The sequence below is a fragment of the Cryobacterium tagatosivorans genome (assembly GCF_004402215.1).
Classification (GTDB): Bacteria; Actinomycetota; Actinomycetes; order Actinomycetales; family Microbacteriaceae; genus Cryobacterium; species Cryobacterium tagatosivorans.
This window is the reverse complement of record NZ_SOEZ01000009.1, coordinates 1-11,875: the sequence shown is the minus strand read 5'-3', so window position 1 is coordinate 11,875 and position 11,875 is coordinate 1. Positions and strand designations below refer to the sequence as shown.

Below are 11,875 nucleotides of genomic sequence, written 5' to 3'. Positions count from 1 at the left end.
CGAGAATCCCCGCTGTAACGGCGCGTCTCGGCGCAAACGGCGATTCTCGGCGAGGTCTGGGGCCGCGATAGGTTTAACGCATGGTCTTTTCGGTGGCAGTGGCGGGCGCGAGCGGCTATGCGGGCGGAGAGCTGCTGCGGCTGATATCCGGGCACCCTGACCTCGAGGTCCGCACGGTGACGGCGCACAGCAACGCCGGGCAGCGACTCGTTGATGTCCAGCCGCACCTGCGCTCCCTGGCCCACCTGACGCTCGGCGACACCACGCCCGAGACCCTCGCCGGGCACGACGTGGTCTTCCTCGCGCTGCCGCACGGGGCATCCGGAGCCCTCACCGCGCACCTACCCGCCGAGACCCTCGTGGTCGACTGCGGCGCGGACCACCGCCTCGAAAGCGAGGCCGACTGGGCCGCGTTCTACGGCGGCGACTACTACGGCGCCTGGGCGTACGGGGTGCCCGAGCTTCCCGTCGCGGGAGGCAAACAGCGGGACCGCCTGGTGCGGGCGCGCCGCATCGCCGCGCCCGGCTGCAACGCCAGCACCGTCGCCCTCGCCCTCGCCCCCGGCATCCTCGCCGGCGTGATCGAAGCCGAGGACATCGTGGCCGTGCTCGCGGTCGGCCCGTCCGGCGCCGGCAAGAGCCTCAACCTGCCGAACCTCGCGGCCGAGATCCTCGGCTCGGCGAACCCCTACGCGGTGGGCGGCGTGCACCGCCACATCCCCGAAATGCAGCAGAGCCTGCGCTGGGCCGGGGCAGTGAACCCGACCATCTCATTCACCCCGGTGATCGTGCCGATGTCTCGCGGCATCCTCGCCACGGCCACCGCCCGCCTCGTGCCGGGCACCTCGGCCGCCGCCGTGCGCGACGCCTGGGAGCGCGCCTACGCCGACGAACCCTTCGTGCACCTGCTGCCGGCCGGTCACTTCCCGCGCACAGCGGACGTCCTCGGCGCGAACACCGCGCTGATCGGCCTCGCCGTCGACGAGGCCGCCGGCCGCGTCGTCACGGTGACCGCCGTCGACAACCTGGTCAAGGGCACCGCCGGCGCCGCCATCCAATCGGCCAATATCGCCCTCGGACTGCCCGAAACAGCAGGCCTCAGCACGAATGGAGTCGCCCCGTGAGTGTCACCGCCCCCGCCGGATTCGCCGCAGCCGGAGTCACCGCCGGCCTGAAGAAGTCGGGCGGCCTCGACCTTGCGCTCGTGCAGAACCTCGGTCCGCTCGCCAACGCGGCAACCGTCTTCACGCTCAACCGCTGCCAGGCCAACCCGGTGATCTGGAGCAAGCAGGTCATGGCCGATGGAACCGTCAGCGCGATCGTGCTCAACTCCGGCGGCGCGAACTGCTACACCGGCCGGATCGGCTTCCAGACCACCCACGCGACCGCCGAAGCAGTCGCCGCCCGCCTCGAGGTCTCGGCCGGCGATGTGCTCGTCTGCTCGACCGGCCTGATCGGCGAACAGCTCGACCTCGACAAACTCAAGGCGGGCGTCTGGGAGGCGAGCCTGGCCCTGCAGGGCGACGCCGCCGGCTCGCCCGAGGCCGGCCTCGCCGCGGCCGAGGCCATCATGACCACCGACACCAGGCCGAAGCAGGCCGAGCACCGGTCGACCGCCGGCTGGACCATCGGCGGCATGGCCAAGGGCGCCGGGATGCTCGCGCCGGGCCTCGCGACCATGCTCGTCGTGATCACCACCGACGCGGTCCTCGACTCCGCGCAGCTCGATACCGCCCTCCGCCAGGCGACCCGGCTGACCTTCGACCGGCTCGACTCCGACGGCTGCATGTCCACCAACGACACCGTCAGCCTGCTCGCCTCCGGGGCCAGCGGCGTCGACGCCGACCCGGCCGAGTTCACGGATGCCCTCACTGGGCTGTGCCGCGACCTCACCCTCCAGCTGCAGGCCGACGCCGAGGGCGCCGCGCACGACGTCGCCATCGAGGTGGTCAATGCGGTCTCGGAGGCCGAGGCCGTCACGGTGGCCCGGGCCGTGTCCCGGAGCAACCTGTTCAAGGCCGCCATCTACGGCAACGACCCCAACTGGGGCCGTGTGCTCGCCGCCGCCGGAACGGTCAGCGAAGCCGACGCCGCGTTCGACCCTTACGGGATCGACGTCGCGATCAACGGCATCCAGGTCTGCACCGCGGGGGAGCCCGACCAGCCCCGCGAGCTCGTCGACCTCACCCCCCGGGCGGTGTCGGTGGTCATCGACCTGCACGCCGGCGCCGAAACGGCCACGATCTGGACCAGCGACCTCACCCACGACTACGTCGAAGAGAACAGCGCGTACTCGAGTTGAGCGCCGACGAGAGCATCAACAGCCAGGCCGAGGCCGCGGTCAAGGCGGCCACCCTGATCGAGTCCCTGCCCTGGCTCAAGCGGTTCCACGACCAGGTCATCGTGATCAAGTTCGGCGGCAACGCCATGGTCAGCGAGGAACTTCAGCGCGCGTTCGCCGAGGACATCGTCTACCTGCGCTATGCCGGCATCCGCCCGGTCGTCGTGCACGGCGGTGGCCCGCAGATCTCCGCGATGCTCGAGCGACTCGGCATCGAGAGCGAGTTCCGCGGCGGCTACCGGGTGACGACCCCCGAGGCGATGGACGTCGTGCGCATGGTGCTCACCGGCCAGATCAACCGCGACCTCGTCAGCCACATCAACCAGCACGGTCCGCTCGCCGCCGGCCTCTCTGGTGAAGACGCCGGACTGTTCCAGGGGCGCCGGCGCGGCGTGGTCATCGACGGCGAGGAGGTCGACCTCGGCCTGGTCGGCGACGTCATCGGCGTCGACCCGGAGGCCGTGCACGCGCAACTCGCCGCCGGCCGGATCCCGGTGGTCTCCTCGATCGCGCCGGACACGGATGTCCCCGGCCAGTCCCTGAACGTCAACGCCGACGCGGCCGCGGCCGCCCTGGCGATCGCCCTCGGCGCGGCCAAACTCGTCATCCTCACCGACGTCGCCGGTCTTTACAGCGACTGGCCCAACCGCGACTCGCTCGTGTCGGTCATCGACACCGCCGAGCTCCGGGGACTCCTGCCCGGCCTCGAATCCGGCATGATCCCCAAAATGACCGCCTGCCTCGACGCGGTCGAGGGCGGCGTGGCCAAGGCGGCGATCATCGACGGGCGCGTTCCGCACTCGATCCTGCTCGAGGTCTTCACGACCCAGGGCATCGGCACGGAGGTGGTGCCGGCATGAACGCGGCAGACCAGGCGCCCGCGGGGCGCACCTGGCAGGACCGCTTCGGCGACTCGATGATGCGCACCCTCGCGACCCCGCTCGCCCTGCTCGTGCGCGGTGAAGGATGCTACGTCTGGGACGACCAGGGCACGAAGTACCTCGATTTCCTGGCCGGCATCGCGGTGAACGCGCTGGGCCACGCGCATCCGGCCATGGTCGCCGCGGTCACTGAGCAGGTGGCCACGCTCGCGCACGTGTCCAACTACTTCGCCACCCCGCCGCAGCTGGAACTCGCCGAACGGCTGAAACGCCTCACCGGGGCCGGCGACGCCGGTCGGGTCTACTTCTGCAACTCGGGCGCCGAGGCCAACGAGGCCGCGTTCAAACTGGCCAGGCTCAACGTGAACGGCCGCGGCCGCACCCGGATCCTCGCCCTGCTCGACTCCTTCCACGGTCGTACGATGGGCGCGCTCGCCCTCACCGGCAAGCCGCACATGCGCGAGGCCTTCGAGCCCGTCCCCGGCGGCGTCGAGCACATCGACACGACGATCGAGGCACTCGAGGCGGCGATCGACGGCACCGTCGCGGCCCTGTTCCTCGAACCGCTCAAGGGTGAGGCCGGCGTGCTGGAGCTCCCGGACGGGTTCCTCCGCCGCGCGCGCGAACTCTGCACCGAGCACGGCGTGCTGCTGATCCTCGACGAGATCCAGACCGGGATCGGCCGCACCGGTACCTGGTTCGCCTTCGAGCAGGACGGCATCCTGCCCGACGCGCTCACCCTGGCCAAGGGGATGGGCGGCGGCGTGCCGATCGGCGCGCTGGTCACCTTCGGCGCCGCGTCCGATCTCTTCACCCGCGGCCAGCACGGCTCGACCTACGGCGGCAACCCGCTCGTCACGGCGACCGCCAACGCGGTGCTCGGCGTGATCGAGGATGAGGGCCTGGTCGCCAACGCGGCCCGCCGGGGGAGCGAGCTGCGGCAGATCATCGCCGGGTTCGACTCTCCGCTGATCGCCGAGGTGCGCGGGCGCGGGTTGCTGCTCGGGATCGGGCTGACCGAACCGGTCGCGCTGCGGCTGGCAGCGGCGGCGCACGCGCACGGGCTCATCATCAACGCCGCCAACGAGCTGAGCATCCGGCTGGCGCCGCCGCTCATCGTCGGCGACGCCGAACTGGCCGAGTTCGAGCGCCGATTCGGGCTGGCCCTGGCCAGCATCTAGAGTTGAACTTTCCCACCCGCTACCCGCATCATCAGCGAAAGTGACACCGTGACCCGCCATTTCCTGCGCGACGACGACATTTCCCCGGCCGAACAGGCGGAGATCCTCGACCGAGCCCTGGAGCTGAAGCGAGACCGATTCGCGGTCAAACCGCTGGCCGGCCCGCAGACCGTGGCCGTCATCTTCGACAAGTCCTCGACTCGCACGAGGGTGTCCTTCGCGGTCGGAATCGCTGACCTCGGCGGCAGCCCGCTGATCATCAGCACCGCCAGCAGCCAGCTCGGCGGCAAGGAGACGGCCTCCGACACGGCCCGGGTGCTCGAGCGCCAGGTCGCCGCGATCGTCTGGCGCACCTACGGCCAGGCCGGCCTCGAAGAGATGGCCAACGGCACGACCGTCCCGGTCGTCAACGCGCTGTCCGACGATTTCCACCCCTGCCAGCTGTTGGCCGACCTGCTCACCATTCGCGAACACCGCGGCGACCTGGCCGGCCTGACCATCGCCTTCCTCGGCGACGGCGCCAGCAACATGGCCCAGTCCTACCTGCTCGCCGGCGCGACCGCCGGCATGCACGTCCGGGTCGCGTCGCCGGCCGCGTACGCGCCGAACGCGCAGGTCGTGGCGGAGGCCGCGGCGATCGCCGCCCGCACCGGCGGATCCGTCTCGCTGCACACCGACCCGCGCGAGGCCGTCGCCGGCGTCGACGTCGTGGTCACCGACACCTGGGTGTCGATGGGCAAGGAAGAGGAGAAGGCCGACCGCCTCGCCGTCTTCGGCGACTACCGGGTGGACAACACGATGATGGCCCTCGCCAAAGCCGACGCCCACTTCATGCACTGCCTCCCGGCCGACCGCGGCTACGAGGTCACCGCCGACGTCATTGACGGCCCGCAGAGCATCATCTGGGACGAGGCCGAAAACCGCCTGCACGCCCAGAAGTCGCTCCTGGTCTGGCTCCTGGCCCAGAACGCCGCGTAGGCCTGCGCCCGGAGGCCTCGCCGACGGGGATCCCCGGCGCGCACGTTGCGCTGCCTCCTGCGCTGCCTCCTGCGCATAACTCCGCCAGAAAATCGGTAGACCGGCACCAGCCCCCGGAACGTCGGGGTTGCTCCGGCGATGACCGCCGATCTGGCGGAGTTGTGCGCAGGGCGCTGCCTGCGCCGCCGGGGGCGGGTGTCGGCGGGCACGGCGGAGGGACTCACGGCGAGGTCGACCTCTGCGACACCGTAAACTTGAGGTTGATCACGGATTGAGGAGAACCATGGCAGAACGCGTTGTGCTCGCATACTCGGGTGGACTGGATACCTCGGTTGGCATTGGCTGGCTGAAGGATGCGACCGGGAAAGAGGTCGTCGCCCTCGCGATAGATGTCGGACAGAGCGGCGAAGACATGGACGTGATCCGCCAGCGAGCACTCGACTGCGGCGCGGTGGAGTCGATCGTCGTCGACGCCAAGGATGAATTCGCGACCGATTACGTCATGCCGGCGCTCAAGGCCAACGCGCTCTACCAGAAGCGCTACCCGCTCGTCTCCGCGCTCAGCCGCCCGCTGATCGCCAAGTACCTCGCCTCGACGGCGAAGGAACTCGGCGCCAACAGCGTCGCGCACGGCTGCACCGGCAAGGGCAACGACCAGGTGCGGTTCGAAGCCGCCGTCGCCGCCCTCGCCCCCGAGCTCACCTCGCTCGCCCCGGTGCGCGACTTCGCGCTCACCCGCGATAAGGCCATCGAATACGCCGCGGTGCACAACCTGCCGATCGCGCAGTCGAAGAAGAGCCCGTACTCGATCGACCAGAACGTCTACGGCCGCGCGGTCGAGACCGGCTTCCTCGAAGACCCGTGGAACGCCCCGATCGAGGACCTGTACACCTACACCCAGGACCCGGCCGTGACCCGCGAACCGACCGAGGTCGTCATCAGCTTCGACCAGGGCATCCCCGTTGCCATCGACGGTGTCCCTGTGACGCCGCTGCAGGCCATCGAACTGATGAACCTGCACGCCGGCAACCAGGGCGTCGGCCGCATCGACATCGTCGAGGACCGCCTCGTCGGCATCAAGAGCCGCGAGGTCTACGAGGCCCCGGCCGGCATCGCCCTGATCGCCGCGCACGAAGAGCTCGAGAACATGACGATCGAACGCGACCTCGCGCGCTACAAGCGCACCGTCGAGTCCAAGTGGGCCGAACTCGTCTACGACGGCCTCTGGTTCTCCGGCCTCAAGCGGGCGCTCGACGTCTTCATCGACGAGACCCAGAAGCACGTCACCGGCGACATCCGGCTCAAGATGCACGCCGGCACCGCCGTCGTGACCGGCCGCAAGTCCACGCAGAGCCTGTACGACTTCAACCTCGCCACCTACGACACCGGAGACACCTTCGACCAGTCGATGGCCAAGGGTTTCATCGAGTTGTGGTCGCTGCCGAGCAAGATCTCGGCGCGCCGCGACGTCGCCGGCAAGTAGGTCGGTGTGTCGGACAAGGGCGAGAGCATCGGCGTCGACGGCGCCAACCGGGCCGGGAAGGCGGGCGCCCTCTGGGGCGGCCGCTTCGCCGGCGGACCGTCGCCGGAGCTGGCGCGGCTGAGCAAGTCGACGCACTTCGACTGGCAGCTGGCCGAGTACGACCTCCGCGGATCCCGGGCCCACGCCCGCGCGCTGGCCGCCGCCGGCTACCTGAGCGACGAGGAACTCGTCGCCATGGTCGCCGGGCTCGACACCCTCGATGTCGCCGTCGCGGAGGGCCGGTTCACCCCGGCCGACAGCGACGAGGACGTGCACTCCGCCCTCGAACGCGGCCTGATCGACATCATCGGCACCGAACTCGGCGGCAAGCTCCGCGCCGGCCGCAGCCGCAACGACCAGGTCGCGACCCTGGTCCGGATGCTGCTGCGTGACCGTTCCACGGCGATCGCCGACCTCCTGATCGACCTGATCGACGCCCTGGCCTCGCAGGCCGAGGCGAATGAGGACGCGATCATGCCGGGCCGCACTCACCTCCAGCACGCCCAGCCGGTCCTGCTCGCCCACCACCTGTTCGCCCACTGCTGGCCGCTCGTGCGCGACCTCGAACGGTTCGTCGACTGGAACAAGCGCGCCGACTTCTCGCCGTACGGCGCCGGCGCGCTGGCCGGGAGCACCCTCGGCCTCGACGCCCGCCTCATCGCCACGGAGCTCGGCTTCGGCGGCGTCGTCGAGAACTCGATCGACGGTACCGCGAGCCGCGACCTGGTCGCCGAGTTCGCGTACATCACGGCCCAGATCGGCATCGACCTGTCCCGCCTGGCCGAGGAGATCATCCTCTGGAACACCAAGGAGTTCGGCTTCGTCACCCTCGACGACGCGTACTCCACCGGGTCCTCGATCATGCCGCAGAAGAAGAACCCCGATATCGCCGAGCTCGCGCGCGGCAAATCGGGTCGGCTGATCGGCAACCTGACCGGGCTGCTCAGCACGCTCAAGGGGCTGCCGCTCGCGTACAACCGCGACCTGCAGGAGGACAAGGAACCTGTCTTCGACTCGATCGAGACCCTCCAGGTGCTCATGCCGGCCTTCACCGGCATGATCGCCACCCTGACCTTCCACACCGAGCGGATGGCCGAACTCGCGCCCCAGGGCTACTCGCTGGCCACGGATGTCGCCGAGTGGCTCGTCAAGCGCCACGTCACCTTCCGCGACGCCCACGAAATCACCGGTTCGCTGGTGAAGTACGCCGAGGAACGCGGCCTCGAGCTGCACGAGGTGGACGACGCCGCGCTCCGGTCGATCTCCGAGCACCTGACCCCCGAGGTGCGCGACGTGCTCAGCATCCGAGGGTCGGTGGAGGGCCGCGACGGCCAGGGCGGCACGGCGCCCGTGCGCGTCGCCGAACAGCGAGCCGCCCTCGTGGCCCGCGTACGCGCATTGGCTGCGCCGCTGCTGAAGTGAGCCCCCAGAGGTGAGCTTCGACCGCGCGCTGCTCGAGCGGCCCGCGACCCAGGTCGCGCCGCTCCTGCTCGGCGCGGTGCTCAGCCACGGGGGAGTGTCCCTGCGCATCACCGAGGTCGAGGCGTACCTCGGCGGCGGGGTGGACCCGGGCTCACACGCCTTCCGCGGGCAGACCCGGCGCAACGCCAGCATGTTCGGCCCGCCCGGCCGCCTCTACGCGTACTTCACCTACGGGATGCACGTCTGCGCGAACGTCGTCTGCTCGCCCGACGGCGAGGCGTCCGCCGTGCTCATCCGCGGCGGCGAAGTCATCGACGGCCTTGCGGATGCCAGGCTCCGCCGCACCTCGGCGGCGAGCGATCGGGACCTCGCCCGGGGTCCGGCCCGGCTCACCCTGGCGCTCGGCATCGGCCTCGGCGACGACGGCTCGGACCTCGCCCTGCCGCCGTTCGACCTCACCCTCGCGGCGGAGCCGGCGGAGTTCCTGACCGGCCCGCGCACCGGCGTCAGCGGCGAGGGCGGGGGAGCGGAGTTCCCCTGGCGGTTCTGGATGCCGCGCGAGACATCCGTCTCGCCCTACCGCCGCGCCGCACCGCGCCCGCCCAAATAATCCGCGAACCCGCAGTTGTGCGTGTTATTCGTGCCGCATAACGTGCACAACTGCGGGTTCGCGGGGGTTGAAAGGGGGCGGGAGGGGGCTAGGTGATGGCGAGGCGAACGAGGGCGGCGCAGGCGCACGCCCAGATCAGGCTGGCGAAGGTGCCGATGATGAACCTCTCGCGCGCCTCGGCGGCCGACAGCTCGGTGAAGCGGCCGACGCCCTTGATCGCGACGACGACAGCGAGGGCCTCGGGGAATCCGGCGAGGATCGCGCCGGCCACGGCCACGCGCTCGAGGATGCCGATGGTCAGTCCGCCGCGGAGCACCTCGTGCACCCCGGAGGTGGCGACCGTGTCATCCGTGGCCCCGTCTTCGACGAGGATCCCGCCGTGGCTGCCCGGCGGCACGGTGTTCTTCGTCGCGAGGTCGAGTATGAGCACCGCGAGCGGCCCGCCGCCGATCGCGGCCAGCCCGACCGCGATCATCCCGAGCACGATGCCGAAGACGCTCGGCCCGGCCGGCATCGGGACGGCGGCGACGAGGAGCGCGGCGGCGAGGGCGCCGGCCGAGCCGATCGCGTAGACCCGCTTCTGGAGCCTGAAGGCGAGCACGGCGCCGACCAGGGCGCCGCTGGTGACGAGCAGCAGGAAGACCCAGTAGAGGTAGATCAGCACGTGCGAGGTGAGCGTGGTCATGCGTCTCGTTCCGATTCGGTTGTGGCGCGGTCGAGGTTCCCTAAGAGCCTAACCAGTGCGGGGCGCACGGCCTCCTCGACCCTCCACTGCGCGCTCTTCAGCCGCTGGCTGACGGCGGCGGTCGAAATCCCCAGTGCGGCGGCGATCTTCACCTGGGGCAGCCCGCGGCGGAGCAGTTCGACCGCCTCCCAGCCCTCGCTCGTGCGTCGCTGGCGCAGCAGCAGGAGCATGGTGACGATGGCTTCGACCTCGTCGGCGGCCAGCGCCTGGTCGCCCCGCGGCGCCGGGGCCGCGTCCTCGAGGGCGAACCGCGCCTCGGTCCGTTTGGACCGGGTCACCGCGTCCCGGGCGGCGACGAAGGCCCCGCCGGATGCCTGCCTGGTCGAGGCCGGCAGGGGAGCGCGCACGTCGCCGACGCCGAGGCCGATGCTCCAGTAGCCCGAGCGGTGCAGTGCCAGCACGACGTCGAGCGCCGCGTCGGCATCCGCGGTCATGAGCTGGATCTCGTCGCCGGAGGTCTGGTCGGGCGGGAGCGGGAACGCGGGCCCGAAGTCGGCGTTCAGCCGCGCGATCATCTCGCTCGCCCGGTCCCGGTCGTTGCGGCTGTCAATCTGGTCTGCGGTAATCACGAACATTTGGTTAAGCCTCCGTCCTGAAGTGAGTCTAATGAAGTCTCACGCCTAAATCAAGGCTCTTCAATCCACACGGCTTAATCCGCGGCCGGGACGCGCCCGGTACGCCGTCAGGAAGTGCCGACCCGGCGCGCTGGTAATCTGGCAGCGTGTCAGACCCAGCCATCCTCGCCCAGCAGGCCAACGATCCCTCCTTCGACAACGTGTGGGAGGAGATCAACTGGCGCGGCCTCGTGCATGTCTCCACCGACGAGTCCGAACTCCGCGAACTGCTGGGGGGAGAGCCGATCACCTACTACTGCGGCTTCGACCCGACCGCGGCGAGCCTGCACCTGGGCAACCTTGTGCAGCTCCTGCTCATGCGGCGCCTGCAGCTGGCCGGCCACCGTCCCCTCGGCCTCGTCGGGGGATCCACCGGACTGATCGGCGACCCTCGCCCCCAGGCCGAGCGCACCCTCCAGACCAAGGACGTCGTCGCCGAATGGGTGGGCTACCTCCAGGGCCAGGTCTCCCGGTTCCTCAGCGCCGAAGGCGACAACGCCGTCACCCTCGTCAACAACCTCGACTGGACCGAGAAGATGGGGGTCGTCGACTTCCTCCGGGATGTGGGCAAGTACTACCGCGTCGGCACCATGCTCAAGAAGGATGCCGTGAGCGCGCGCCTCAACTCGGACGCCGGCATCAGCTACACCGAGTTCAGCTACCAGGTTCTCCAGGGGATGGACTTCCTCGAGCTCTACCGCAGCTACGGCTGCGTGCTGCAAACCGGCGGGAGCGACCAGTGGGGCAACCTCACCAGCGGCACCGACCTCATCCACCGGGCCGAGGGAGTGAGCGTGCACGCGATCGGCACGCCGCTCATCACCAACACCGACGGCACCAAGTTCGGCAAGAGCGAGGGCAACGCCGTCTGGCTCGACCCGACGCTCACCAGCCCGTACGCGCTCTACCAGTTCTGGCTGAATACGGATGATTCCGACGTGATTTCCCGGCTCAAGGTCTTCACGTTCCTCAGTCGCGCCGAGATCGAGCGCCTGGCGGAGGCGGTGGCTTCGGAACCGTTCCGCCGCGAGGCGCAACGCACGCTGGCCATCGAGGTCACGAGCCTCGTGCACGGGCAGCGGGCCACGGCCGCCGCCATCCTCGCCGCCCAGGCGCTCTTCGGCCAGGGCGACCTGGCCGACCTCGACCCGGACACGCTCGAGGCCGCACTGCGCGAACTCCCGAACACGACAACGGCTCCGCACGCACCCGTGGCGCAGCTTCTCGTGGACACCGGGCTCACCGCCAGCCTCAGCGAAGCGAGGCGCGCGATCAGCCAGGGCGGGGTGTACCTGAACAACGTCAAGGTGGAGAGCGACACGGAGACGATCGAGGGCGCCGTCCTGCCCAGCGGAGTCGCGGTTTTGCGCCGCGGCAAGAAGACCCTCGCCGGCGTCTTCGTGGAGTGATCGGAGCCGACACGCCCGGGATGTGGCAGGGAATTGCGGGCCCCCCCGAATCCGCGTAATGTCATCTCTTGTCACCCCACAGGTGCGGAAAGCGGAATGCTTCCCGGCCTCAAGCGGGACCATCCCAAGCTGAACGATGTGAAGATATTCGCGGAGTTTGCTTGATGACGTT

The 11,875-nt window shown here is 70.0% G+C and carries 11 protein-coding genes; 9 read left to right on the top strand and 2 right to left on the bottom strand.

Going from position 1 to position 11,875, the window contains the following annotated elements; all coding sequences use genetic code 11:
- Positions 1–80: 80 nt before the first annotated feature.
- The 8 genes from argC (at position 81) to E3O23_RS01350 (ending at position 8,935) form a co-directional block, all read left to right on the top strand.
- Positions 81–1,124: an N-acetyl-gamma-glutamyl-phosphate reductase gene (gene argC, locus E3O23_RS01385; RefSeq protein WP_134487203.1), complete on the top strand. Its 1,044-nt coding sequence runs from the start codon at positions 81–83 to the stop codon at positions 1,122–1,124.
- Entirely contained in the window at positions 1,121–2,302 is a 1,182-nt protein-coding gene (argJ, locus tag E3O23_RS01380; RefSeq protein ID WP_134487200.1) for a bifunctional glutamate N-acetyltransferase/amino-acid acetyltransferase ArgJ, read from the top strand. Before argC ends, argJ begins: the two co-directional genes overlap by 4 nt.
- Positions 2,299–3,201, top strand: a complete 903-nt coding sequence (gene argB / locus E3O23_RS01375) for an acetylglutamate kinase (protein ID WP_134487197.1) — start codon at positions 2,299–2,301, stop codon at positions 3,199–3,201. The genes argJ and argB overlap by 4 nt, the downstream gene beginning before the upstream one ends.
- Positions 3,198–4,403, top strand: a complete 1,206-nt coding sequence (locus E3O23_RS01370; protein WP_134487194.1) for an acetylornithine transaminase — start codon at positions 3,198–3,200, stop codon at positions 4,401–4,403. The genes argB and E3O23_RS01370 overlap by 4 nt, the downstream gene beginning before the upstream one ends.
- Positions 4,404–4,451: 48 nt before the next feature.
- Positions 4,452–5,381 carry an ornithine carbamoyltransferase gene (gene argF, locus E3O23_RS01365; protein ID WP_134487191.1) on the top strand — a complete coding sequence of 310 codons (930 nt, stop codon included), beginning with the start codon at positions 4,452–4,454 and terminating at the stop codon, positions 5,379–5,381.
- A gap of 283 nt (positions 5,382–5,664) precedes the next feature.
- Positions 5,665–6,864, top strand: a complete 1,200-nt coding sequence (locus E3O23_RS01360) for an argininosuccinate synthase (RefSeq protein ID WP_134487188.1) — start codon at positions 5,665–5,667, stop codon at positions 6,862–6,864.
- A 6-nt stretch (positions 6,865–6,870) separates the two neighbouring features.
- Positions 6,871–8,325, top strand: coding sequence for an argininosuccinate lyase (argH, locus tag E3O23_RS01355; RefSeq protein WP_134487185.1), 1,455 nt, complete (start codon positions 6,871–6,873; stop codon positions 8,323–8,325).
- Between the two features lie 10 nt (positions 8,326–8,335).
- On the top strand, positions 8,336–8,935 hold the full coding sequence (locus E3O23_RS01350) for a DNA-3-methyladenine glycosylase (protein WP_134487182.1): 600 nt from the start codon (positions 8,336–8,338) through the stop codon (positions 8,933–8,935).
- Between the two features lie 88 nt (positions 8,936–9,023).
- Here E3O23_RS01350 and E3O23_RS01345 read toward each other — a convergent pair whose 3' ends face one another.
- Positions 9,024–9,620 carry a hypothetical protein gene (locus E3O23_RS01345; RefSeq protein WP_134487179.1) on the bottom strand — a complete coding sequence of 199 codons (597 nt, stop codon included), beginning with the start codon at positions 9,618–9,620 and terminating at the stop codon, positions 9,024–9,026.
- Positions 9,617–10,255 carry a DNA-binding protein gene (locus tag E3O23_RS01340; RefSeq protein WP_134487177.1) on the bottom strand — a complete coding sequence of 213 codons (639 nt, stop codon included), beginning with the start codon at positions 10,253–10,255 and terminating at the stop codon, positions 9,617–9,619. The genes E3O23_RS01345 and E3O23_RS01340 overlap by 4 nt, the downstream gene beginning before the upstream one ends.
- 146 nt (positions 10,256–10,401) lie before the next feature.
- On the opposite strand from E3O23_RS01340, the gene tyrS reads away from it, so the two are divergent.
- Positions 10,402–11,703 carry a tyrosine--tRNA ligase gene (gene tyrS, locus E3O23_RS01335; RefSeq protein WP_134487174.1) on the top strand — a complete coding sequence of 434 codons (1,302 nt, stop codon included), beginning with the start codon at positions 10,402–10,404 and terminating at the stop codon, positions 11,701–11,703.
- The last annotated feature ends 172 nt before the right edge of the window (positions 11,704–11,875 follow it).